Raw genomic sequence first — 25,381 nt, forward strand, 5'->3', positions numbered from 1 at the left:
AGCGATCAGCAAACGATCCGGATAGTCATTGAAAGGGAACGGCATGAACCAGCCAGCCTTGCATACGCTGCTTGAGGACCTAATCCACACCTGGGAGAACGAGGTAGTGGAATTTAAGCAGGCTGGTAACGACTACGACACTAACAAGATTGGTGAATACTTCTCGGCCCTTAGCAATGAAGCCAATCTGCGTGGGTTGGAACGTGCTTGGTTGGTATTTGGCGTAAGTAATAAAACTCGTGGTGTAGTGGGAACCAGCTACCGCGAAGACCCTGAGCGTCTGCATAACTTGAAACAGCAAGTAGCACAAAGCACTGAGCCCAGTGTCACCTTCCGCGATATCCATGAGTTGCAACATACAGACGGTAGGGTGTTGCTGTTTGAAATACCCGCGGCACCACGTGGCATTCCCATAGCATGGAAGGGACACTATCACGCCCGCGCGGGTGAAAGTCTGGGATCCTTAGGCTTGGACAAACAAGATGAGATTCGTCAACAAACTCTTGCACAGGACTGGAGCGCGCAACTGGTTTTAGCCGCCAGTCTAGCCGACCTGGACGAGACTGCGTTGCATAAGGCCCGTGATGCCTTTGCCCAGAAATACGCCAATCGTTTTAGTAGCGACGAGGTAATGGGCTGGCCTTTGTCTACCTTTCTTGATCGGGCACGTATTACTCAGAACGGTAAGATTACGCGAACCACGCTATTACTGCTGGGCAAGGCTGAAGCCGCTTGGCATCTGTCGCCTCATCCAGCCCAGATGACCTGGAAGTTGGAAGGCGCGGAGCGTGCCTACCAGCACTTCGCACCCCCTTTTCTGCTGGCCACTTCGCAACTGTACCAACGCATTCGTAATGTACAGTTGCGCCTGCTCCCACAGGACGAGCTGTTACCTGTTGAAGTATCGAAGTATGACCAGAAAATCGTGCTTGAGGCTCTGCATAACTGCATCGCCCATCAGGATTACATGCGCCAGGGTCGGGTGGTGGTAATAGAACACCCGGATCGTCTGGTGTTTGAAAATGAGGGAAGCTTTTATGAGGGCGCACCTGGTGACTATCTGGAAGGTAATCGTATACCCCGCCGCTACCGCAATCCCTTTTTAGCCCAGGCCATGGCGGAGCTGAATATGATCGACACCATGGGCTACGGCATTCATGACATGTTTGCCCGTCAAGCCCGCCGTTATCTCCCCATGCCTGATTATGATCTTGGCGAATCGGGTGCGGTCAGGCTGACTATCTATGGTGGTGTCGTTGATCCGGCCTATAGTCGGCTTCTGATCCAGCAAACTGATTTACCGCTTGCGGATGTGTTGGCACTAGACCGAGTTCAAAAGCAGTTGCCGATTCCCGACGAGGCGGTCACTCGCCTAAAGCGCGCTGGCCTTGTAGAGGGGCGAAAGCCGCGTTTCTATGTTTCAGCCAGCGTGGCTAAGGCGACTGCAAGCAAAGCGGACTACATTCGTACACGTGCACAGGATGATGAGTTCTACGCCAAGCTGGTCATCGATTACTTGCATCAGTTTGGCCAGGCTAGCCGCGCAGAGATTGATAAGTTATTAATCGATAAGCTCAGTGATGCGCTCACACCTGAACAAAAACAGCGCAAGATAGGCAACCTATTGACCAAACTGAGGCGGCGGGAGCGCATTCTTAATACGGGGTCGAGAGGTAAGCCAGAATGGAAGCTTGCAGAATGAAAGCAGCATTGAAAGGAATTTAATTATTTAAAAATCAATTTCTTACTTCTTTCTGCAAAAAGTTGAAGTATGCGGAATGCAGAAAGAATGCAGAAAGAAAACGCCATGAAGCTAGGTTTTTCAAACTCCAGGCCATCCAGCGCTGCCAGAAGATGCTGCTTGGATCAGTGTCTGGCACTATAGCCACTTTCAGCGATCAGCAAACGATCCGGATCGCCCTTGAAATCGTCATCGAAAGGACACGGCATGGCCCACCTGCTACGCATCGTGATGATTCACGGCCACCTGGAAGGCGTGGTCGAATTGAGTGTGGATGGCCACACCAATATTTGCGGCACCAACGCCTCGGGTAAAACCACGCTTCAGCGGCTGGTGCCAGTGTTTTACGGCGAGCTGCCCAATAAAGTCGTCCCCAAAACGCGCATGAAGTTTGATGCGTTTTACCTGCCTCACCGCAACAGTTACCTGGTTTACGAATACCGCCGCGAAGCGGGCAATATCTGCCAGGTGGTACTGACCCGCAAATCGGAAGGTGGGGTGGAGTATCGCTTTGTCGCCGCCCCGTATCGGCCAGAGGATTATCTGGTCGAGGGCGAAAGGGGCGCCGTGGCGCTGGAGTACGCCCAGTGGGCCAACGGCCTGCGCCGGGAGAACATCAACGTCTCGCCCAAGCTCACGGCCACCTCTGAATACCGCGCCGTGATCCAGAACGACTTTACCCCCACGCCCGGCATTATGCCCCACGGCAATCGCAAGGATGCCCTCAAGCTGCGCCAGTTGGCCGCGCAGTTCAGCCTGGTCAAGCCCGAGCACCGTATCCGTCATATCGAAAAGCTGGTCTCCGCGGTGCACGCCAAAGAGGGCAAGATGGACACCCTCAAAACCATGCTGGCGGCGATCTTTGAAGAGGACGGCGTCGAGCTGCCGGTGACCCGCATCCGCAGTGCCAAGGCGCGCGAGTGGATTGACCAGATGCGCCAGTCGATGCGCCTGGAGCCGCTGCAACGCTCGCTTGCCAAGCTGCATGACGTCGACCGCGAGCTGGCGGATGTGGAGGCCGCGCTGTGGCAGCTGAAACCGCAGTTGGAAGCCGACCGTCACCATATCGAGCGCACCCTGGCCGATGCCGAAGCCGATATGAACACGCGCCAAGAGGCCTTCGACGCCGAGAAAAACGCCTACGAGGCGGCCCGTGATCAGTTGAATGAACAGCTTAGCGAGCTCGAAAGCGGCCTCAAACAAACCCAGCGCGATCTGAGCGACCTGCAGGAACAGTATGAAGCCTATGAGGCGGCGGACATGCCCGCCCTTGAGCGCGACCTTAACGCGCTGGCCCAAAAACGCGAGCAGTTCGAGCAGCTAAAAAGCCACCTGACCGCCCTGCAAGAGGCCGTCCAGGCCAGCCAGGCCCGCAAGGAAGAACGGCTGCGCGAGCTGGGCGAAGCGCTGGCCCGCCAAAGCGAAGAGATCCAGGGGCTGGTCGATGCCCTCAACGAAGAAAAAGCCGCGCATCAGGAAGCCCATTGGGAGGCCCAGCGCCACCTGGACGCCCGCTACCAGACCCAGCGTGAAGAGGCAGAAGCCGACTTTCAGGAACGCCTCAACCAAGGAGTTGAGCGGCTGGCGGCGCTGAAAGCCGCGCTTAGCCACAGCGGCCCCACGGCGGAGGAAAGCGAAGAAGCCGCGCTGGTTCAGGCGCGGATCGACCAGGCGCAAAGCGACTACAACGCCGCCAGCAGCCAGCGGGAAAGCCAACGCCGCGAGCTGGATAGCCTCAAACGTGAACGCGATAGCGCCGAGCAGGCCCACGCGGATGCGCGCCGAACGCTCACCCGCGCCCAGCAAACCAGCCAGGCGCTGCACCGCCAGCGCGACCCCGCTCAAGGGTCGCTGCGGCATTTCCTGCGCTACCACCTGCCTGAATGGGAGCAGCGGCTGGGCAAGGTGATCGCCCCCGAGCTGCTGGAGCGGCGGGACCTTTCGCCGACCTTGACGGAGCAGCCAAGCGACGACTTGTACGGCCTGGTGCTGGATACTCAACTGATCGAGCCGCCGGACTACGCCCAGGATGAAGCCAGCCTGCTGGCCGCCATTGAAGCGGCGGACGACGCCGTGGTGCGCGCCGAGGCCGAGCTAGGCAACAGTGAAAAGCAGCTCAAACGGCATAACGAGCGCGTCCAGGCCGCCGATGAAGCGCTAAGCCAGGCCCAACTGGCGGTGAAGCGCGCCGATGAAGAAGTCGAATACGCCCAGGAGGCCCGCCGCCAGTGCCAGGCGCGCCATGCCCAGGCGCAACGCCAGCGCAAGGCCGACCACGAAGCCGCCCTGGCGGAGCAGGAAGCGCAGCAGCAAGCCCTGCGCGACGAACGCCAGACTGCGCTGGACAAGCTAAACGCCGCCCATCAGGCAGAGCTGCTGGAGCTCAAAGCGGACGCGCAAAGCCAGTTGGAGTCCATTGACCGGCAGATTCAGCAGTACAAGACCCAGCTCACCGAGCAGAAGGCCGAGCACAAGCGCCAGTGCGAAGAGCTGGAGCAGGCGTTCGATCAGGAACTGAAAGCCCAGGGCGTCGACCCGGAAAAACTCAGGGATACCCGCACCCGGCTGCAGCAATTGGACGAACACATCCGCCACACCGCTGGCCGCCAGGACGAGCTGGATGCCTACAAGCGCTTTATGCGGGTGAGCTGGGGCCAGCGCAAACCGGAGCTGGTCGAGCAGGAAGGGCGTTTAAGCCGTGAGATAGACGCCGCCCAGCGACAACGCGAGGAGCATCAGCAGGCTTTCAAAGCCACCAAGGCGGCTCATCAGCAACACGTCGCGGCGTTTGAAACTAAACGCCGGGAAAGCCACGAGGTGCTCAACGACCTGAAGCCGCTGCTCAAGCAGCTCGATGAACTCACGTTGACCTCGGATGCCACGCCCCAGCAGGAGGCCCCCGGCGATGTCGCCGAGCGGCTGGCGCGTACACGCCAGGCGCTCTCGCGCCGAGCCCAGGAACGCGACACGCTGCGCAAGGGCTGCCAGGAGGCGGAGAGCCAACTGATCAAGGGCGCCAGTACCAGCTTTGTCGACGCGCTGGAAAGCGAGCGCGCCCAGCTGGCCGACCCCGACGACCCGAGGGCGCTGCTGCCGCTGCTCGGCGGCATGCTCAAGTTGCTGGAAGACCAGCAGCAACAGCTGATTCAGCAGGGGCGCAACCTCAGCGACGACCTGGATAAGTTCTTCACCGTATTTCGCGACCTCAACCGCCGCATCAGCGCCCAGAGCAAGCGCCTCTCCGATGAAGTGGCCGACGACCTGCGCCTGGATGGCATCAGCAAGGCCGAGGTGCGCATCCAGTCGACCATCGACGAACTCGGCTTCTGGGAGCCGCTCAAGCTGTTCGCCCAGCGCTACAAGGCGTGGCGCGACTCCGAACAGACCCTGCCCAGCGACGACTACCTGAACGCCCTGGCGGACGTGGTCGATTTGCTGCGCAGCGATCAGCAGTACAGCTTCGAAAGCCTGCTGCGTCTAGAGCTGCACTTGAATGAAGGCGGCACCGACCTGATCATCAAGAACGACCGCCAACTGCTCGAATCGTCCAGCCACGGCATGGCGTACCTGATTCTGTGCAAGTTCCTGCTCGCCTTTACCCGCCTGCTGCGCGGCCGGGCGGCGATCGCCATTCACTGGCCCATCGATGAGATCGGCACGCTGGCCTACCACAACGTCGAAAAGCTGTTTGACGCCTGCGACAGCAACCAGATTCATATTGTCGGCGCTTTCCCCAACCCGGAATCCGACGTGCTGCTGCTGTTCCATAATCGCTACCTGATCGACCGCGATGCCGACGACCCCGCCAAACGACGGCTAAAACGCATCGAGCCCCGCCAAAGCCGCCTGGCCGAACGGCTCAAAGCCCGCCATGAGGAGGCGCCGGTATGAGCGATATGAGTCTTCTACCCCATGGCCCGCTGCTGGAACGGCTGCTGGCGGGCGAGTTTATCTGCGCGGTGAGCGACGAAAGCGCCTTCAAGCGCCTGCAGGATGACGCCACGCGCGAAGCCATCGATGACTACCTGCGCCCGCTCAATCGCCGCGTGGCCAGCAGCCAGGATGAAGGCGTCTATTTTCTTGCCTGGCGTCAGCTGGATGACAGCGCGCGGGACCAGCTCGCCCGCCAACTGGGCGACACCGTCAACAGCCTGCTGCCGCTGCTGGAATGGCTACAGCTGGTGCAGGAAGCCCTGGGCCGCGACAGCGTGCTATCCCCCGGCGATGTGCTTAAGCCTGGCGAGCTACAGGCCAAAAGCGAAGATAACCCCAGCCTGCGCGAACGCATTGAGCGCCTGGCCACCGACAGCTTTTTTGGCTCCCAAAGCGACCAGCTGGACGCCCAGGTCAAGCAGGTGTTCAAGCGGTTGAGAGAGCACGGCTACCTGCTGCAGCCCCACTCGGACCGCCAGGTGTTCCTGGTCACCGGCAAGGTCGACTACCTGCTCGAACTGGTGCGCTTTATTCGCGATGAAGAGCACCTGCCGGTGGACGACGAAGGCGAGGACACCCAGGAGGCGCTGCTGTGAACGACGCGGAAACGCCAGGGCTGGAAAGCCGCCTGGTCACCACCGGGGTGGAACGTCTGGCCCTGCTGGGCCGCCACGCTGACGCGCTGATGCAGGGCTACGCCAACGATCAAGTCCCCCTTGAGGGGCTGAGCCACACCGCGCTGCGCAAGCTGCTAAGCGCGCGGATTGTCTGGCGGCCCGACGAGCAGGGCGGCCTCAAGCTGACCCCTAAGGTGCGCGAGCTGATCGCCGAAATGGTGGCCGATGAAGCCCGGCGCCACGTCAACGCCGATGTAGCCGAAGCGCTGGAGCTGATCCGCAGCCTGATCGAGAGCTATCGCGATTCTAGCAGCCGCGGCGACTACTGGCAGCAGGAGCAGCAACTGTTGCGCCTGCGCCAGGCGGTGGATGACATGAACGGCCGCTTCGCCGACGCCATCGACAGCCTGTGGCAGCGGCTCAACAGTGACTTTGGTTTTGTCAGCCAGCTCAACGACAAGGTGCGTGAAAACGACCGCGCGCAAAAGCAGGTGGTCCGCCTGCTCGATGGGCTGGCGCTGATCGACTTTGACGAGCTGATTGAGCTGGTGGGCAGCGACGGCACCCTGCGCAAGGTGTTGATCAGCCAACTGCAGCAACAGCTCAGCCAGCACTACACCAGCCTGCGCGAAGTGCAGCACCGCCTGATCGAGTTGATGGCGCGTTTTCGCCGCATGCAGGCACGCAGCCGCCTGGTCTCCGGCATGGCCGCCTTCCTGCGCGAGCACCCCGGCTTCACCCCCGGCAACTACGCCCGCCGCAGCGAGGTACCGGCGCTGTTCAACCACGCAGCACCCCTCACCGCCGCCGGGGCCGTGGCGCTGGACCGCGCCCAAGACGTGCCCACCATCAGCGCGCTGCTGCAAAATGTGCCCACGCCGTTACGTGCCGCCCAGTCGGCCACCGCGGCACGCCCGGCGGAACACGTTGAAGACACGCTCATCGCCGCCCGCCAGCAGGCCCTCAAGGATGACGTCGAAACCTTCTACCTCAACGTGGTGGACCGCGCCGAGCACGACCCCATCAGCGCTCTGGACTACCTCAACCAAAGCGAGCTGGAGTGGCCTGCCGAAATCTGGCTGTTCCAGGTCATCGCCGAGCACCAGGGCCTACCGCATAGCGAGCAGCGCGCGTTTCATCTTCATCAGCAGGAAGAACGGGCGAGCGCCTACAACGATGTGAAGCTAATCCGCGACGTTTCGTTAGGCCTGGCGGTGTAACGATGGATGACCAGACGCTAACCGCTAAGGTCTACAGCAAATTAAGCGACGTGGATCGCCAACTGCGTAAGCAGACGTGGGTCGACAAGAAGCGCAGCCAACAGTGGGTGGCGGCCTTCATTCGCTGGTGTGATGCGCAGCATATTGAGCTTGGCCTCAGAATTAGCCATCAATCGCTGCGCTTTGATCGCGCCCTTATCGAGCAGGTGAACGCTGCGCTCGAAAGCCAACGACTGACCACCATTGAGCAATGGCAAAGCGGCTTGACCAGTGCGGCGCAAGCGGAGCAGGGCATCGATGAAGATAAAACCAACCGCGAAGGCCCGCGCGCCCAGCGGGTGTTGGTGAACACACCCGCCAGCCCACCCGCTTGGCTGTCGGCCCAGCTGCGCTCAATGCACGATGTCGACTGGCGAGATATAAACCTGGAAGCGTGCGACGTGCTTATCCAGGTCGAAAACCTGGACAGCTTTTACGCCTTTTCACCGCAAATCCCCGCGCTAAACGACTACAAACAGCCGCTGGTGGTCTACCGCGGCGACAGCCACTACGGCGGCGGCTTCAAGCAACTTGCCAGCGCCTGGAACGCGACCCAAAAGCCGCACCTCTATGCAGGCGACTTCGATATAAAAGGCGTCAGCATCGCGCTTTCCAGCGGCGCCACGCACCTTCTACTCCCGCCGCTAGCATGGCTCACCGAGCAGGCCACTACACTCCACGACCCCGCCAAACAACTCGACCACCGCCGTCGGATTGAGCACCACCGCGACCAATTACCCATCGCACATCCGCTACAGCCGTATCTAACGCTACTACTCGACCAGCAGCGCGGGCTAAGGCAGCAGTGGTTGGGCAAACAACTGGAGAGGGTGGCGCTGGCGTGATGATTGAAACCGGCAAAACGCACAGGCACGCGAATTCTGGCTATGCCGCCGAAATTGGCTTTGCTCTCAAGGGAATCAATGGGGTAGAGTCAAATGAAGTGGCTGCAAAGCCTCGATCAATGCGCCGTCGCGTTTATTGAGGTTTTGTAGCGGGGCGTAGCGTTGATTCACTGTTAGAGCCCAGGGAGGTTAAATGGAAGGGATGGCTGATCAGGATTTTAGGGTCGTATTTGGCCGAACAAAGATCGATTACGATCCGACCAAAGAAACTGCCAATCGGGCAAAGCATGGATACTCCCTTGAAAGCGCCGTTTATCTACTCGAGCGGATCATGCTTCCACTAGGTGGCAAAGTGCATTACGCAGTAAGTGATCCCTTTCACGAAAATGGAGAAGTGCGGCACATGCATATGAGTGTTGATGACGATGGGATAGTGGTTCTCATGGTCACAACAATGCGTTCTGATGAAACTGTACGGATTATCTCTTTTCGCCGGGCCCACGAGAGTGAGCGGCTTCGATTCGAGCAATTGACGGGATACCGTGAGTCATGAGCTCTAACCAGTGCAGGCACCGCGACGCCCTTTACATTGCGCCTTCGGCTCCATTCCAAGGACGCGCATGCTGCAGGCGTTAGATGTAGATGCATTTCAGGAAAACCTGATAACGAGCGGAGGAAGTCATGACGAAACTCGCAACGAGAAAGAAGCAAATCGAAGACCTTGAGGGGTTTCAAATTGAAATCTTCGATGGATTCGGTAATCCGGCCAACCTCGACGCGCAAGGCTTGCCCGGCTACGGCTATCAACGAAAAGCCCCGGGGAACATGACGGTCGTTTCATGGAAGGGACGGTTCCAGCAGAACTATCCCGGCTACACTTGTGATGTACTTCACAAAGATGGATCCGTTGCGCATGGAAATACCAAGCTCAGTAGTGTGCGCTAATTCTACTCGTACACATCTAACACGGCGCTCAACGTGACTGGGTTACGCTTTGCTTCACCCAGCACGTTAGCTGGTTAACATGACAGGTACGCTCACGACAGACGTTGAAAGAATTGTATGGGGTGGTTTGGCGGGTATAACCGTATATGTCATTGGTCAACTGCTCTCGAAGTTTTTTATCGAGCCTCTGCATGAGTTGAGAAAGGCCGCTGGCGAAGTACGGTTCAATCTTGCGTTTCACGCACCTACGATTCACACACCCATTGGTCGTTCTGAGGAGATCTCGGAAGCCGCTCGTCAAGCACTGATGAAAAGCTCCTGCGATCTGATAGCTAAGTTGCACGCGGTTCCTGGGTTCACCATCGTTCGGCATTTGTACTTTGGTGCCCTACCAAATACAAGAGATGTAGGAGCAGCAGCTGTTCAGCTTCGCGGATTTTCTACCTATGTACATGAGAAAAGCGACAAGGCTAACGAAAATATAGAAGTCATTAATAAGCGCGTAGCCAAAATTGAGTCTCTATTACGTTTGAAACCACTAGAATAAGTGACGGAACAGCTAACTAGGCCAAGCACGGCGACAGCTTTTGCGTTGCGGCTTCGCCTCCACTACAAAGCCGTGTGTGTTGGCGGCGTTATATGTCTAAGGATGGCTAATTGAGATGATTGAGTTCAGAGAGATAAACAACAAGATTATTTTTTCCTACTCAAGCGAGTATCCAGGGCCTGCGTGGGTGTATCGCGAGTTGGATGATAGCGGACAGGTAACGATAATTAAGGCTTTCTCATTCACCCGCAATGAACTGATTTCCTCGCAGGAAAAAGATAATGAGGATGCACCTATTGAATTTGAGGTAGCTAGCAGGATTGGAGAATACTATTGCTTTCCAAAGAATGTCTTGTCACTTGATCACGATCTTTATATTCATGAAGGCGTTAGTCTGGAAAGGAAGCTGTTTATAGCAGAACGCAACATATCAATTTTCCCAAAAATTGATCGAATGGTTTCGCGGTCAATATATGTGGGTGGCGATAATGAAAATGCAATTCCAGAATCAGTGTTTAGAGACTTGCTAAAAAAATTTCCCAATACATATGAATTAAACAGGTATGCGTCGGCTCGCATCAGTAGTATTTTATCGTCATACTTGGATGAAAAGGAAGACTACGAAGAACAATACCAACAATATCTAAATAAAAAGATAAGCAAAAAAGGTGCGAACCTAAAGATTAATTTTTCTGAGCTTGAGCTATTAAAATATTCCATCTTGCTAGAGAAGTTGAAATCCATGCTTGATGATGAGATTTCATATTCAGAAGCTCAATGGCAAGAAGAGTTGCTGCAGATTATCCTTCTGCTTTATCCAAAATATATATACGTTTTCAAAGAGGCACCTGTAAGAGATGTATACAACAATGCCAATAGAAATATCGACTATTTGTTAATTGATTCAAGTGGAAGTGCGGATATCATAGAAATAAAAAAACCATTTGATAAGTGTATTATTACTGAGCGAACCTATAGAGATAACCATATTCCTTTAAGAGAGCTTTCTGGGACTGTGATGCAGATTGAGAAGTATATATTTTACTTGAACAAGTGGGGGCGGAAAGGTGAAGAAAAATTAACGAAATACTACAAAGATGATATGGCAGATGATTTTCAGATCCGGATTACCAATCCAAGCGGAATAATTATCATGGGTCGCAACAAAGGAATGACTGCTGTCCAGAAGCAAGACTTTGAAGTCATTAAAAGAAAATACAAAAACGTTATAGATATCATTACGTATGATGATCTGATACAAAGGCTTGAGTTTACAATAGCTCAGTGGGCAGAAACACATAACAAAGCCATGCACCCGACCGCTACAGTCGCCGCCGCTCCTTCCGCGTCGGGTGATGGCTGGCGTTAGACATATGCAAACAACTCTGCGAACACCAGAAAAAGCCGATTATGAGGCTATTGCGGCTTGGATCAGTGATAAGAAGGCCTGCTCCCGCTGGGCGGGGCCATCAGTGCCGTTTCCCTTTGCTGCAACCGATTTGCCTGAGCTGCTCGCCATTCAGGGAGGCTCAAGCTATTGTTTATCCGATAGCGATAACCGCTGCGTTGGTTTTGGTCAGTTCTGGCCTGGAAAGCAGGGCGCCGTGCATATCGGCAGGATTATTATTTCGCCAGAGGCAAGAGGAAAGGGCACCGGCCGCTTGCTTTGCGAAAAGCTGATAGCACAGGCGAGACAATCAACAGGTGCGTCGACGGTGACGCTGCGCGTCTATCGAGACATCATGCCGCTCGTTCTTTGTATTCAAGCCTTGGCTTTTTTATCGTCGAGTCAGAATCCACAGATGACTTATTGTTCATGAGTACAGCGGCTAATGAGGTTGCAAGAGAGACCACGAGCAAACTATGAATTTACTCTTCCTCGGCACCTCAGCCGGTGTACCCACCAAAAGCAGAAACGTCTCCGGGGTCGCGTTGCGCGAGAGTAAGGGGAAGGGCTGGTACCTGATCGATTGTGGTGAGGGCACTCAGCATCAGGTTTTGCACACGAAACTGTCGCTTAATTCATTGAAAGCTATCCTGATTACCCATGTGCACGGCGACCACTGCTATGGCTTTCCGGGCCTACTGGCGAGTGCGGCAATGAATGGCCGGACAGCGCCACTGACCATTGTGGCGCCCGCAGGCATCAAGGCATGGCTGGATGCCACCTATGAGGCCACCCAGCTATCGTTATCCTTCACCTTGGAGTTTGTCGCCTCTGATGACTTGCCAAGCGTTGAGTTTGAGAACATCGCGGTTGCCACCTACAGGCTTTCACACCGCTCGCCGTCCTACGCCTATGAGTTTACGGAAAGAAAGGTGGACGCTGCTCTAGACGTCGATAAGTTGGCGCAAAAGGGGATTCCGAGAGGGCCGTTGTGGGGGCAGTTGAAGCAAGGGATTGATATTGAGTTCGCAGGGGAACGGTTAAAAAGCCGTGGCTTCTTGATCTTCAAATACAAGCCAGTACTTGGCGCTGTTTAAGCCCTGATGACCGAAGCCGATGAGGAGATGAATCATGCAGACGTTGAGAATTGACCTGGTGTCCGATGTCGCATGCCCGTGGTGCGCGATCGGCTATCGGCGCTTGGAGCAAGCGTTAGAAACCCTTGATGGCGGGATCGACGTTGAGCTCTACTGGCAGCCCTTCGAACTCAACCCGGATATGCCGCCCGAGGGCGAGCCGATCCTAGAGCACTTGTGCCGCAAGTACGGCAAGGACGCCGCTAGCATGGAGCAGACCCAGCGCGAGATTATGGCCCAGGCCGAAGCGTTGGGGCTAAATTTCCGCGGCGCCCTTGAGCGTCGGGCGAACAATACCTTCGCGGCCCACCGCGTGCTTACGTGGGCCGCAACGCAGAACCTAGAGACGCCCCTGCAGTTGGCACTGTTTGATGCCTACTTTGGTGAGGCGAAAAACCCTTCAGATCCCACTGTTCTGCGAGAGAAGGCCATAGAGGCTGGGCTTGACGGGGACGCTGCCGAGGCTATCGCCCGGTCCGATCAATACGCGGACGACGTTCGAGCGGCAGAGCAGCGATTCATGGAAGCAGGAGTAAGCGCGGTTCCAGGTTTCATTCTCAAAGGGCGCTACCTGATTTCTGGTGCCCAGCCCGCCGACGTGCTTGTCGATGCGCTTCGTCAGGTGGCCGAGGAAAACGCGAACCGCTAATGTTTCAGAGGCTCCGGCCTGAGTTGCTACCAATAAGGCTGGTTCATATCGCAACGTCTTAAGCGCTGGCTTCAAGACGCAAAGCCAGCGCTCAATCAATTACTCCAAAAACGCCCGCAGCGTATCGCTGGCCTGGTCGATGAAGAGTACGCCATTCAGGTGGCCGCGATCGCCTTCCAGGGTTTCAAGCGTGACTTCGCTGCCGCCTTCCTCGATCAGCTCGGCGGTGTGGCGCACACCTTCCGGGGCGAAGACGAGGTCGCTCTCGCTGTAAAGCATCAGCGTGGGCGCGTCGATGGCGGCAAGCCCTTCTTCTAACGAGTCGCCGTGGCCGGTCATAAAGGCTTGGTTGGCTCGTACCAGATACAGCAGATGGTTGGCATCGGAGGTTTCAGCGCGTGCGGCGGCAATGTCGTCCAGCGTTTGCTCTATCGCGTAGCGGGCGTCGATATCCTGGGCCGGGTCGCGGTCTTCGTCGGCCCAGTCGCGGTTAAAGATGTCGTTGGCCCACGCCCAGTGGTTGGCATTGAGCGTGACCAGTTTGAGCGCTTCTTTGAGCCCGTCGGTGGGCGGCTCGCCGCCGTAGTAGTCGCCTTCGTTCCAGTTGGCATCCAGGCGAATCGGCGCGGCCCAGGCGCTCAGCGTTGCCAACAGCCAGGGGTCGGCCACCCCGCCGCCGATCACGGGAATCAGGCGCTCGACCCGGTCTGGGTAGGCGCTGGCCCATTCAAAGGCCTGTAGCGCGCCCATCGAGGCGCCCATGACCGCATGCAGCGATTCAATGCCTTGGCTTTCCAACAGCTCGCGCTGCACTTCGACGAAGTCACGAATCGTCACCACAGGGAAGTCCATGCCCCAGGGTTCGCCGGTGTCCGGGTTGATCGAGGCAGGCCCGGTGGTGGTGACATTCGAGTCGTGGGCGTTGAGGTTGACCAGCGTATCGGAGGCAATGATGTAGTACTCATCGGTATCCAGCGGTTTGCCGGGGCCAATGATGGCGTCCCAGTAGCCGGTTGGCTCGCCATCGGTCTCATAGCGGCCTGCGGCGTTGCTGGTGCCGGAGAAAAAATGGGTAATCAGAATAGCGTTATCGCGGGCGTCGTTTAATTCACCGTAGGCCTCCCAGCCCACGGCTACTTCGGGAATGGTTTCGCCACTTTGCGTGGTGAAGTTCTCCATCTCGAAGGTCTGTTTCTCGACCACGCCGTCCCAGGCCATTAGCGATGAGGAGGCCAATAGCGTGAGTCCGGCGAATGTCGAAACCGTGAGTAAAGAGGTCCGTTGCGTAAGCGTCATAGCGTTTCCTTGAATGAGGGAGGGTTGTGTTTGTTATCGCCACCCTTCAGCGTAGCCAAAGTGAGTGCCTTTTGAACGAATTTGGCTTGGCATTAGCGATCTTGGGGTCGCAGGAGGCCGCATTTTGATGGGTTTGGCTGTCATTTCGTCACGTAAGGGCGGCGAGAGGTTGACATGCCGAGGGCGCTAATGGAATCTTGTTACTTCCTGATTTGCGGGCGCGGAACCAACGGGCAATCCCCAATCCCCGCGTGAAGGGTAGGCGAATGCCTCTACCCGCCGAAGGACTTCCGGGCTTGGGCTAACCGCCCGACCTGGCCAACGCCCCGACGCGGCGATCTGCCGTGAGAGAGTGCAGGCCCTAACCGGGTCTAATGCCAGGGTTTGGCATCAGGTGCCGGCGTAACCGGCAGCGGCATACCGCCGCACTCGAAGAAAGCAGGCATCCGGCCTGTGTATGGCACTCGAGACCTCCAGGGGAGAAATACTGTGGAACTGCTTTCCGGCGCAGATATGATCGCCCGCTTCTTGCAAGATGAGGGCGTTGAGTACATTTATGGTTATCCCGGTGGTGCCGCGCTGCATATTTACGATGCGCTGTTCCGCCAAGACAAAGTGAAGCACATTTTGGTGCGTCATGAGCAGGCCGCTACCCATGCGGCTGATGGTTTTGCTCGTGCCTCGGGCAAGCCCGGCTGTGTGCTGGTGACTTCCGGCCCCGGCGCGACCAATGCGGTCACCGGCATTGCCACCGCCTATATGGATTCGATTCCGTTAGTGGTGCTGTGCGGCCAGGTCATGAGCCACCTGATTGGCGATGATGCTTTCCAAGAGACCGACATCGTGGGCGTGACCCGCCCGATCGTGAAGCATAGCTTTGCGATTCGCCACCCGTCTGAAATTCCTGAGGTGCTGAAAAAGGCATTCTACCTCGCGGCGACTGGCCGCCCCGGCCCGGTTGTGGTTGATATTCCCAAAGATATGACCGCCCCCACCGAGCGTTACGAGTACGTCTACCCCAAAAAGGTCAAGATGCGTTCGTACAATCCGGTCACGCGTGGGCATGCCGGGCAGATCAAGAAAGCCGTGGAGTTGATGCTCAAAGCTAAACGTCCGGTGTTTTACACCGGCGGCGGGGTGGTCACTGGCAAGGCAAGCGAAGGGCTGACCGACTTGGTCAAGCAGCTTGGCTTCCCGATTACCACCACGCTGATGGGCATTGGCGCCTATCCGCAAAGCGACAAGCAATGCTTGGGCTGGCTCGGGATGCACGGCTCTTATGAGTCCAACATGGCCATGCACCATGCGGATTTGATCATTGCCATCGGCGCGCGCTTTGACGACCGCGTGACCAATAACACCTCGAAGTTTTGCCCCACGGCCAAGATCATTCACGTCGATGTCGATCCCAGTTCGATTTCCAAGACGGTACGGGCCGATGTGCCGATTGTCGGCCCGTCCTCCAGCGTGATTAACGAAATGATCAGCTTGGTGCAGGGAAAATCGGTCGCTAGCCCCGAGGCGCTTACCGACTGGTGGCAGCAGATCGATACGTGGCGCGCTGATCGCGAAGGCAAACTCTACGAGCCTTCCAAACCGGGTGAGGTGTTAAAGCCGCAGGAAGTGGTCGAAGCCTTATGCCGTGTGACGCGTGGCGAGGCATATGTCACCACCGACGTGGGCCAGCACCAGATGTTTGCGGCGCAGTACTACAAGTTCGACAAACCCAACCGCCTGATTACCTCCGGCGGGCTTGGCACGATGGGGTTTGGCTTTCCGGCGGCGATGGGGATCAAACAGAACTTCCCCGATGAAGACGTGGTGTGCGTCACCGGCGAGGGCAGTTTTCAGATGATGATGCAAGAACTCTCCACCTGTAAGCAGTACGGTGTGGGGGTGAAAATCGTCAATCTCAATAACGCCTCGCTTGGCATGGTGCGCCAATGGCAGGATTTGAACTACAAATCCCGCCACGCTCACTCGTATATGGAGTCGTTGCCCGACTTTCATATGCTGATCGAAGCGTACGGTTTTACCGCCATTACCGTGAACACCATTGACGAGCTGGAGCCGGCACTGGAGCGGGCCTTCGCCGATAAGCACGAGCTTGTGTTCCTCGATGTGAAGGTTGACCCTTTTGAGCACGTCTACCCAATGCAGGTGCCGTTAGGCGCCATGCGTGACATGCTGCTGTCTAAAACGGAGCGTACCTAATGCGTCATATCATCTCGATTCTGATGGAAAACGAACCGGGTGCTCTGTCGCGTGTGGTCGGTCTGTTTTCGCAGCGTAACTTCAACATCGAAACGCTAAACGTCGCGCCCACGGAAGACCCGTCGCTGTCGCGCTTGACCGTCACCACGGTAGGCGACGACCGCGTGATTGAGCAGATTACCAAGCACCTCAATAAGCTGATTGACGTGGTCAAGCTGGTGGATCTCACCGAAGGTAACCACATCGAGCGCGAGCTGATGCTGGTGAAGGTGAAAGCGTTGGGGGCCGCGCGTGACGAGGTCAAGCGCACGGCGGATATCTTCCGGGCGCAGGTCGTTGACGTCACGCCGAGCCTCTACACCGTGCAGATTACCGGTGACGCGACGAAGCTGGATGCGTTTCTCAACGCGATGTCGCCGCTGGGCATTCTTGAAGTGGCGCGTACTGGCGTATCGGGCATTGCCCGCGGCGATAAGGTGCTCTCGCTGTAACGCGTATGTGGCCGAGTTAGCGTGCTTTAGCGCTATAAAAGAAAAATGCCCGCGCCGTGGAAACGGGGCGGGCATTTTTTACGCAGGTTTTGCTGGCAGTCAGTGCGGTGGGCGTTGGCTGGCGTGGAGCATTTCGCGAGCGTGGGCCAGCGTTTGGTCTGAGAGATTAACCCCGCCGAGCATACGTGCCAACTCGCTCACGCGGCCGCCCTCGTCGAGCAGCGCCATGTGGGTGAGCGTGGTGTTGCGTTTGGCGCGCTTTTCGATATGTAGGTGCTGGTGAGCTTGGGCCGCGACTTGCGGTAAGTGCGTCACCGTCATGACCTGCCCATTGTCGCCGAGCTTGCGTAGCAGCTGGCCGACGATTTCCGCCGTGGCGCCGGATACCCCCACATCCACTTCGTCAAACACGAGGCTCGGGGTTGTTGAATGGCTTGCGGCGACGACTTGAATCGCCAGGCTAATGCGGGAAAGCTCCCCGCCCGAGGCAACTTTCGCCAGCGCGCGCGCGGGTTGGCCAGGGTTGGCGCTGATCAAAAACTGTACGCGGTCTAACCCTTCAGGTGCCGGGGTGTCACGGCTTTCCAGGGCAACCTTGAAGATTGCCTTGTCCATGGCTAAAAAGGCCAATTGCTGCTGCACCTCTTTACCCAGCCGCGTCGCGGCCTTTTGCCGAGCGTCGCTGAGCGCTTTGGCCTCGCCGCGGTAACGCGCGCGCAAGGATTCGACTTCCGCGCTTAGCGCATCCAGGTCGCTATCGCTGGCGTCGAGCTGGTCAAGCTCTTGGCTCAATTGCTGGTGCTGTGCGTAAAGTTCTTCGGGGGAGACATGGTGTTTGCGCGCTAAGCGATGGATATCGCCTAAGCGGTCCTCTATCCAGGCTAAACGCTCAGGGTCGAGCTCGGTGTGGCCGGATAGCCGCGCGAGTTCACTTGCGGCTTCTTCCACTTGAATTTGCGCGTCGCTTAGCAGCGTGAGCGTGTTGGCCAGGGCGCCTTTGTTGCTGCCGGGCAGTGCACTCAAGTGCTGATGGGCGCGGTGTAACAGTGATAGCGCGCCGCCGTCATCGTCGGCGCAGCAGTCAGCGGCAAACTGTGTTTCGCGCAAGATTTCTTCGGCGTGGGCGAGCTGAAGCTGCTCGTCCTCAAGCGTCGGTAGCTCATCTTCTTCTAAGGCGAGTTGGTCAAGTTCCTCGACCTGATAGCGCAGTAGCTGGCGTTTGGCTTCGATTTCGCTACCTGCTTCGCTGAGCTTTTTCAGCCGTCGGCGGGCGCTGTGCCAGGCACGAAACGTTTCGCCAAGCTGGTGTGTTTTGCCATTGAGCCCCGCGTAGTCGTCAAGTAGCGAAAGATGTGTCTCTTCGCGCATCAGGGCTTGGTGAGCGTGCTGGCCGTGAATCTGAATCAAATGCTCACCCAGGGTTTTAAGGTCGCTCACGGTGGCGGGCTGCCCATTGATCCACGCTTTAGAGCGGCCGTTTGCGGTGACGACACGGCGCAATAAGCACTCTTCACTGGGGAGTTCGCGTTCACTCAACCAAGCTTGTGCCGCCGGGAGGTGGTGGATGTCAAAACGGGCCGACAGATCGGTGCGCTCGCAGCCGTGACGCACGCTGCCTGCGTCGGCACGCTCGCCAAGGCAGAGCCCCAGGGCGCCGAGAAGGATCGATTTGCCGGCACCGGTCTCGCCGGTAATCGCTGTCATGCCGCCGGTGAGATCGAGCTCTAAGTGGTCAACGATGACGAAATCCTGGATGGCTAACTGGGTCAGCATGGTTCCTCCTGGCGCCGGGCTATGCGGGTTTGAAATTATATACAGTGGATAATTTATACAGTAGCCGATATCACACTGCAATGCTTGTGGTTAGGCAGCTTTCTCAAGAGAAATGCATTGACCACTTGAGTTGAATGTCTTGGCCCCCATATAGCCTGCAAACCGTAACTGACCAATGTTTTCCGTTTAGGAGTAACGCATGGCTAAAGAACCTCAAACCCCGCTAGATGAAGAGCTCACGCGTGAAGAGCAAGAACAGGAAGCCGAGACGCCGGAGCAAAAGGCACAAGAGCGCCTTGAAGAAGGCGAGCTAGAAGGCCTGATTGAAGATGAAGGCGATACCGTCGCAACATCATCGGATAACCCAGAGGCGGAGGTCTTGGCAGCGCAAGTGGAAGAGCTAAAACAGAGTTTGTCTGAGGCCAAAGATCAGTCGCTGCGCGAGGCGGCCGAGGCACAAAACGTACGCCGTCGTGCAGAGCAAGAGGCAGAAAAGGCGCGTAAGTTCGCCCTGGAAAAATTTGTCAAAGAGCTTCTGCCGGTGGTGGATAGCTTGGAAAAAGCGCTGGAGTCGATGGAGGAGGAAGCCTCCGAGGCCCACCGTGAAGGCGTTTCCATGACACTGAAGATGCAGCTCGATGTGCTGAATAAATTCGGTGTTGAGTCAATAGAGCCTCACGGCGAGCCCTTTGACCCGCAGGTGCACGAGGCGATCACGATGGTGCCTAACCCTGACGTAGAACCCAATACCGTCATGGAAGTCATGCAGAAGGGGTATCTGCTTAATGGCCGCTTGGTTCGTCCAGCGATGGTGGTGGTAAGTCAAAAAGCTGGCGGATAGGCATAAAAAGCCCTTGAAATGCCGCAAGCCACCCCCAAATAAAGGGACAACCATGCGGTCACTATCAGTAACGTTCGCAAACGCCGCTGCATAACGACCGCTAACGTAAAGACATAACGTTTATTCACGTTTAACTAACTAATTTGAGGTTTCTACTATGGGACGCATTATTGGTATTGACCTGGGCACGACGAACTCGTGTGTCGCAGTGCTCGACGGCGACAGCGCCAAGGTTATCGAAAACGCCGAAGGCGGCCGCACCACGCCGTCTATTATCGCCTACACTGACGATGGCGAAACACTGGTAGGTCAGGCGGCAAAGCGCCAGGCCGTGACCAACCCGGAAAACACCCTGTACGCTATCAAGCGTCTGATCGGCCGTCGCTTTAAAGACGACGTCGTTCAGAAAGACATCAAAATGGTGCCGTACAAAATCACCGAAGCTGATAATGGCGACGCTTGGGTTGAGGTGAAAGGCAAGAAAATGGCACCGCCGCAGGTCAGCGCGGAAGTCCTGCAGAAAATGAAGAAAACCGCCGAAGAGTACCTCGGCGAGGAAGTCACCGAAGCGGTCATCACCGTGCCGGCTTACTTTAATGACAGCCAGCGCCAGGCAACCAAAGATGCCGGCCGCATCGCAGGTTTGGATGTTAAGCGCATCATCAACGAGCCGACCGCCGCCGCACTGGCCTACGGTATGGACAAGTCGCGCGGCGATAAAACCATCGCGGTATACGACCTGGGCGGCGGTACCTTCGATATTTCCATTATCGAAGTCGCTGACGTTGATGGCGAAACCCAGTTCGAGGTGCTAGCTACCAACGGCGACACCTTCCTGGGCGGCGAAGATTTTGATTTGGCGCTAATCAACTATCTGGTTGACCAGTTCAAGTCTGACAGCGGTATTGATCTTTCCGGCGATAATCTGGCTATGCAGCGCCTGAAAGAAGCCGCTGAGAAAGCCAAGATCGAGCTTTCAAGCGCTCAGCAGACTGACGTCAACCTGCCGTACATCACGGCAGACAACACCGGTCCGAAACACTTAAACGTCAAAGTGACACGCGCCAAGCTGGAAGCGCTGGTAGAAGACCTGGTGCAGCGCTCGCTCGAACCGTGCAAGGTCGCGCTGAAAGATGCCGGTCTATCAGCATCTGAAGTGGATGAAGTCATCCTGGTCGGCGGTCAGACCCGCATGCCGCAAGTACAGCAGAAAGTGGCTGACTTCTTCGGTAAGGATTCGCGCAAAGACGTCAACCCGGATGAAGCCGTCGCAGTCGGTGCGGCGATCCAAGGTGGTGTGCTCGGCGGCGACGTGAAAGACGTACTGCTGCTTGACGTCACACCGCTGACCCTGGGTATCGAAACCCTGGGCGGCGTGATGACACCGCTGATCGAGAAGAACACCACCATCCCGACGAAGAAGACGCAAACCTTCTCCACCGCGGATGATAATCAGACCGCCGTGACCATTCACGCAGTACAGGGTGAGCGTAAGCAGGTCTCGCAGAACAAGTCGCTGGGCCGTTTTGACCTTGCCGACATCCCGCCGGCACCGCGTGGCGTGCCGCAAATCGAAGTGGCGTTTGACCTTGATGCCAACGGTATCTTGAACGTGTCAGCGAAAGACAAAGCGACTGGTAAAGAGCAGTCGATTGTTATCAAGGCGTCTAGCGGTCTGTCCGAGGAAGAGGTCGAGCAGATGGTGCGCGATGCTGAAGCACACGCCGACGAAGATAAGAAATTCGAAGAGCTGGTGCAGCTACGCAACCAGGCGGATGGCATGATTCACGCCACCCGTAAAACGCTGGAAGAAGCCGGTGATAAGGCAACCGATGACGAGAAACAGAACATCGAAACGGCCATCTCCGAGCTTGAAGAAGCAACGAAAGGGGATGACCAGGACGATATCCAGAAGAAACTGGATGCTCTGACCGAAGCTTCAGGCCAGCTGGCGCAAAAGATGTACGCCGAGCAAGCGGAAGGTGAGCAAGCGGGTGGTGAAGGTGCCGAAGGCGCCAAGCCGGAAGACGATGTGGTTGATGCCGAGTACGAAGAAGTCAACGACGATCAGAAAAAGCAGTAATCACCCCCTTTCTGCCAAGGAAAGCGGTGACGCGGGAGACAACTCCCGCGTTGCTGTTTCCACAGCTAAGATGCGTAGCTAACCAGGAGGCGTAGGACCCATGTCCAAACGCGATTATTACGAAGTCCTGGGGGTCGATAAAGGGGCCGATCAGAAAGAGATCAAGAAGGCTTACCGCCGCCTGGCGCAGAAGTATCACCCCGATCGAAACCCGGACGATGACTCCGCCGCTGAGAAATTCCGCGAGGTGTCAGAAGCGTACGAAGTCTTAACCGATAGCGAAAAGCGCGCGGCTTATGACCAATTTGGTCATGCTGGTGTCGACGGTCAAGGCGGCGGCGGTTTTGGCGGTGGCGGTTTCGGCGGCGGTGGTGCTGGCGATTTCAGTGATATTTTCGGCGATGTGTTCGGCGATATCTTTGGTGGCGGCGGCGGACGCCGTCGCGGTCCTAACGCCCCCGCGCGCGGCAGTGACCTGCGCTACAACCTAGAGTTGGATCTGGAAGACGCCGTGGCCGGCACCACCGTGGATATTCGCGTGCCGCGACATATCGAGTGTGACCGTTGCGATGGTGAGGGCGCCGAGCCCGGTACGACCAAAGAAGTCTGCCCCACCTGCCATGGACACGGCCAGGTGCGCATGCAGCAGGGCTTTTTTGCTGTACAGCAAACCTGCCCCACGTGTCATGGTTCCGGCATGCAAATCAAAGTGCCGTGCCATAAATGCAATGGCGAAGGGCGTGTTCGCGAGACGCGCACCCTCTCGGTCAAGATTCCCGCCGGTGTGGATACCGGTGATCGTATTCGCCTTAACGGTGAGGGCGAAGCCGGCATCAACGGCGGCCCGCCGGGTGATCTTTATGTGCAGGCCAACATCAAGCCTCACCATATCTTCCAACGCGAAGGTAGGCACTTGCAGTGCGATGTGCCGATCAACTTTGTTGATGCCTCCCTTGGGGGTGAGTTGGAAGTGCCCACGCTTGATGGCCGGGTGAAACTGAAGATTCCGCCGGAAACGCAAACCGGCAGAATGTTCCGCCTCAAGGGCAAGGGCGTGAAACCGGTTCGTGGCGGCGCCCCCGGCGATCTCTTGTGTAAGGTCGTGCTAGAAACCCCCGTCAATCTCAACGACGAGCAAAAAGACCTGTTACGCCAGTTACAAGAGAGCTTTGACGGCAGCAACAGCCACAGCCACTCACCCAAGAAAACCGGCTTTTTCGACAACGTGAAAAAGTTCTTTGAAGATATGAAGCCGTAAGGGCACGTATCAGGAAAACCCCGGTGGCGGATGTCATCGGGGTTTTTTTGTTTCTGGTACAATTTCGCTCATTTGACGCTTAACGAAACACGCAGGAGTTTCCATGACCCGAATTGCCATTGTAGGCGTGGCTGGCCGTATGGGCCGTACATTAGTCAACGCCGTGGAACAGGATGCCGGCGCCACCTTGGCCGGTGGCGTCGTAGAGCCTGGCAGTTCGCTTGCCGGGGTGGATATTGGCGAGTTAGCGGGTGTCGGCAAAAAAGGCGTGGCCGCGGTAGATTCGCTGGAAGCGCTAGCGGATGACGTCGAAGTGTTGATCGACTTCACTGCCCCTCAGGTTACGCTTTCCAATCTGGCGTTCTGCGCCGCGCACGGCAAACGCATGGTAATCGGCACTACCGGTATGAGCGATGACGAAATTACCCAGCTTGACGGCTTCCGCGACCACGTGCCCATGGTATTTGCCCCCAATATGAGTGTGGGCGTGAATCTGACGCTGAAGCTTTTGCAGACCGCTGCTAAAGCGCTGGGCGATGAAGGCTACGATATTGAGGTGATCGAATCGCATCACCGTCATAAAGTCGACGCGCCCTCAGGCACGGCACTTAAAATGGGCGAAGTGGTGGCCGAAAGCCTGGGTCGCAATCTTAAAGAGCACGGCGTATTTGAACGAGTGGGGCAGTGTGGGCCGCGCACCGATAAAGAGATTGGCTTTGCCACCGTTCGCGCGGGCGATATCGTCGGTGAGCACACGGTGATGTTTGCCACTGAAGGCGAGCGCATTGAGATCACTCACAAGGCGTCAAGCCGCATGACCTTTGCCAAAGGCGCCGTTCGCGCTGCGCGTTGGGTCGCCGATAAAGACAGCGGCCGTTACGACATGCAAGACGTGCTGGGCTTGGGGCGTGAGGCGTAGTTCAATGCAACTAGGGTAATAGGGGCTAGTCGCTGGGGCCAAAATCCTGTAACATTCCAAAAATTTTGGCCGGGTGGCGAACAAAGCAGCCCGCTGCATCAGCGTGATGGAGCATCATGGCCGCATCATGGAAAGGAACAACAAGCGGGATGAGACCGGTTTTTTAATCGGCTTCGTCCCGCTTTTTTACGACCCGACGTTTGCCCGCAAACGCCGTTACCGGAACGCTGCACCTGCGCCCAAGAGCGCTTATCCAGCATGGGAGGATATGTCTTGAATAACCCCGCATTGAGCAAACCCGCGATATTGGCTTTAGAAGATGGCAGTGTGTTCCACGGCATCGCCATCGGCGCCGAAGGAAAAACCAGCGGTGAGGTGGTGTTCAATACGGCCATGACTGGCTATCAAGAAATTCTCACCGACCCCTCCTACACCCGCCAGATCGTCACCCTGACCTACCCCCATATCGGCAATACCGGTGTTAACGCCGAAGACGTAGAATCCGGCGCGATTGCCGCGGCGGGGCTGGTGATTCGCGATTTACCGCTGCTCGCCAGCAGTTTTCGCAGTGAACAGACACTGTCGGATTATTTAACCAGCCAAAACGTACTGGGCATTGCCGACATCGATACCCGGCGGCTAACGCGCATTTTGCGCAATAAAGGCGCGCAAAACGGGGCGATTCTGGCGGGCGCTGAAGCAGAAGGTGATGATGCCGTTGAGCGTGCGCTGGCCGCCGCCAAGGCGTTCCCTGGGCTAAAGGGCATGGACCTGGCCAAGGTGGTTTCCTGCCAGTCGCCCTACGAGTGGAGCGAAGGCGAATGGGCGCTCGGCGAAGGCTATCAAGATACGACTACCATCGAACGCCCCTTCCACGTAGTAGCTTACGATTACGGCGTTAAGCGCAACATTTTGCGCATGCTGGCCTCGCGTGGCTGCCGTTTGACCGTGGTGCCAGCGCAAACCCCTGCTGCCGAGGTGCTGGCCATGAACCCGGATGGCGTATTTCTCGCCAACGGCCCCGGCGACCCGGAGCCCTGCGACTATGCTATCAAGGCGATTCAGGAAATGCTGGAAACCCAGCTGCCGGTATTCGGTATTTGCCTCGGCCATCAGCTTTTGGCGCTGGCGAGTGGCGCCAAAACGGTGAAGATGAGCCACGGCCACCACGGGGCCAATCATCCGGTGCAGGATGTCGACACTGGCACGGTCATGATCACCAGCCAAAATCACGGTTTTGCCACTGACGAAGCGAGCCTGCCCGCGAATGTACGCGCCACTCACCGCTCGCTGTTTGACGGCACCTTGCAGGGGATCGAGCGCACTGATCGTCCGGCTTTCAGCTTTCAGGGCCACCCGGAAGCGAGCCCTGGCCCGCGCGATGTCGCGCCGCTGTTTGATCGTTTCGTCTCCATGATGTGGGCGCGCCGTTAAGCCGTTCCAGATT

The 25,381-nt window shown here is 57.1% G+C and carries 21 protein-coding genes; 19 read left to right on the plus strand and 2 right to left on the minus strand.

Annotated features, from left to right (window positions below; genetic code table 11):
• Nucleotides 1-43 precede the first annotated feature (43 nt).
• From M8006_RS06805 to M8006_RS06860, 12 genes are all read left to right on the plus strand, one after another.
• On the plus strand, nt 44-1,702 hold the full coding sequence (locus M8006_RS06805) for an RNA-binding domain-containing protein (RefSeq protein ID WP_250080705.1): 1,659 nt from the start codon (nt 44-46) through the stop codon (nt 1,700-1,702).
• A 246-nt stretch (nt 1,703-1,948) separates the two neighbouring features.
• The gene (locus M8006_RS06810) at nt 1,949-5,632 is read left to right on the plus strand and encodes an ATP-binding protein (protein ID WP_250080706.1); all 3,684 of its coding nucleotides are present in this window, start codon (nt 1,949-1,951) and stop codon (nt 5,630-5,632) included.
• Complete coding sequence (locus M8006_RS06815) at nt 5,629-6,270, plus strand: condensin complex protein MksE (protein WP_250080707.1); 642 nt, start codon at nt 5,629-5,631, stop codon at nt 6,268-6,270. Before M8006_RS06810 ends, M8006_RS06815 begins: the two co-directional genes overlap by 4 nt.
• Nucleotides 6,267-7,511 carry a DUF445 domain-containing protein gene (locus tag M8006_RS06820; protein ID WP_250080708.1) on the plus strand — a complete coding sequence of 415 codons (1,245 nt, stop codon included), beginning with the start codon at nt 6,267-6,269 and terminating at the stop codon, nt 7,509-7,511. Before M8006_RS06815 ends, M8006_RS06820 begins: the two co-directional genes overlap by 4 nt.
• A gap of 2 nt (nt 7,512-7,513) precedes the next feature.
• The gene (locus M8006_RS06825; protein WP_250080709.1) at nt 7,514-8,395 is read left to right on the plus strand and encodes a DUF7281 domain-containing protein; all 882 of its coding nucleotides are present in this window, start codon (nt 7,514-7,516) and stop codon (nt 8,393-8,395) included.
• A gap of 193 nt (nt 8,396-8,588) precedes the next feature.
• Entirely contained in the window at nt 8,589-8,948 is a 360-nt protein-coding gene (locus M8006_RS06830; RefSeq protein WP_250080710.1) for a BrnT family toxin, read from the plus strand.
• Nucleotides 8,949-9,076: 128 nt separating this feature from the next.
• Nucleotides 9,077-9,340 (plus strand): hypothetical protein, encoded by a 264-nt coding sequence (locus M8006_RS06835; RefSeq protein ID WP_250080711.1) that lies wholly within the window; start codon nt 9,077-9,079, stop codon nt 9,338-9,340.
• 79 nt (nt 9,341-9,419) lie between these two features.
• A complete protein-coding gene (locus M8006_RS06840) occupies nt 9,420-9,887 on the plus strand; it encodes a hypothetical protein (protein ID WP_250080712.1) in 468 nt (155 codons plus the stop codon).
• 115 nt (nt 9,888-10,002) lie between these two features.
• Entirely contained in the window at nt 10,003-11,256 is a 1,254-nt protein-coding gene (locus M8006_RS06845) for a Shedu immune nuclease family protein (RefSeq protein ID WP_250080713.1), read from the plus strand.
• Nucleotides 11,257-11,260: 4 nt separating this feature from the next.
• A complete protein-coding gene (locus M8006_RS06850; protein ID WP_250080714.1) occupies nt 11,261-11,707 on the plus strand; it encodes a GNAT family N-acetyltransferase in 447 nt (148 codons plus the stop codon).
• 43 nt (nt 11,708-11,750) lie between these two features.
• Nucleotides 11,751-12,371, plus strand: a complete 621-nt coding sequence (locus tag M8006_RS06855; protein WP_250080715.1) for an MBL fold metallo-hydrolase — start codon at nt 11,751-11,753, stop codon at nt 12,369-12,371.
• A 34-nt stretch (nt 12,372-12,405) separates the two neighbouring features.
• Nucleotides 12,406-13,059, plus strand: coding sequence for a DsbA family oxidoreductase (locus M8006_RS06860; protein WP_250080716.1), 654 nt, complete (start codon nt 12,406-12,408; stop codon nt 13,057-13,059).
• A gap of 99 nt (nt 13,060-13,158) precedes the next feature.
• Here the strand turns inward: M8006_RS06860 and M8006_RS06865 are convergent, their stop codons facing one another.
• Nucleotides 13,159-14,355 (minus strand): E22 family MetX-like putative esterase, encoded by a 1,197-nt coding sequence (locus tag M8006_RS06865; RefSeq protein ID WP_250080717.1) that lies wholly within the window; start codon nt 14,353-14,355, stop codon nt 13,159-13,161.
• A 489-nt stretch (nt 14,356-14,844) separates the two neighbouring features.
• On the opposite strand from M8006_RS06865, the gene M8006_RS06870 reads away from it, so the two are divergent.
• A complete protein-coding gene (locus M8006_RS06870) occupies nt 14,845-16,569 on the plus strand; it encodes an acetolactate synthase 3 large subunit (protein WP_250080718.1) in 1,725 nt (574 codons plus the stop codon).
• Nucleotides 16,569-17,060, plus strand: a complete 492-nt coding sequence (gene ilvN, locus M8006_RS06875; protein WP_250080719.1) for an acetolactate synthase small subunit — start codon at nt 16,569-16,571, stop codon at nt 17,058-17,060. The genes M8006_RS06870 and ilvN overlap by 1 nt, the downstream gene beginning before the upstream one ends.
• Before the next feature lie 99 nt (nt 17,061-17,159).
• Here the strand turns inward: ilvN and recN are convergent, their stop codons facing one another.
• Nucleotides 17,160-18,833, minus strand: coding sequence for a DNA repair protein RecN (gene recN / locus M8006_RS06880; protein ID WP_250080720.1), 1,674 nt, complete (start codon nt 18,831-18,833; stop codon nt 17,160-17,162).
• 199 nt (nt 18,834-19,032) lie between these two features.
• Here recN and grpE point away from each other — a divergent pair, with 199 nt between their 5' ends.
• The 5 genes from grpE (at nt 19,033) to carA (ending at nt 25,368) form a co-directional block, all read left to right on the plus strand.
• Nucleotides 19,033-19,674, plus strand: a complete 642-nt coding sequence (grpE, locus tag M8006_RS06885; RefSeq protein WP_250080721.1) for a nucleotide exchange factor GrpE — start codon at nt 19,033-19,035, stop codon at nt 19,672-19,674.
• 157 nt (nt 19,675-19,831) lie between these two features.
• Nucleotides 19,832-21,757, plus strand: coding sequence for a molecular chaperone DnaK (dnaK, locus tag M8006_RS06890; protein ID WP_250080722.1), 1,926 nt, complete (start codon nt 19,832-19,834; stop codon nt 21,755-21,757).
• Nucleotides 21,758-21,857: 100 nt separating this feature from the next.
• Complete coding sequence (dnaJ, locus tag M8006_RS06895; RefSeq protein ID WP_250080723.1) at nt 21,858-23,015, plus strand: molecular chaperone DnaJ; 1,158 nt, start codon at nt 21,858-21,860, stop codon at nt 23,013-23,015.
• A 103-nt stretch (nt 23,016-23,118) separates the two neighbouring features.
• Nucleotides 23,119-23,934, plus strand: a complete 816-nt coding sequence (gene dapB, locus M8006_RS06900) for a 4-hydroxy-tetrahydrodipicolinate reductase (protein ID WP_250080724.1) — start codon at nt 23,119-23,121, stop codon at nt 23,932-23,934.
• Nucleotides 23,935-24,222: 288 nt separating this feature from the next.
• Nucleotides 24,223-25,368: a glutamine-hydrolyzing carbamoyl-phosphate synthase small subunit gene (gene carA, locus M8006_RS06905; protein ID WP_250080744.1), complete on the plus strand. Its 1,146-nt coding sequence runs from the start codon at nt 24,223-24,225 to the stop codon at nt 25,366-25,368.
• The last annotated feature ends 13 nt before the right edge of the window (nt 25,369-25,381 follow it).

The sequence above is a fragment of the Halomonas llamarensis genome (assembly GCF_023555005.1).
In the GTDB taxonomy this organism is placed as follows: domain Bacteria; phylum Pseudomonadota; class Gammaproteobacteria; order Pseudomonadales; family Halomonadaceae; genus Vreelandella; species Vreelandella llamarensis.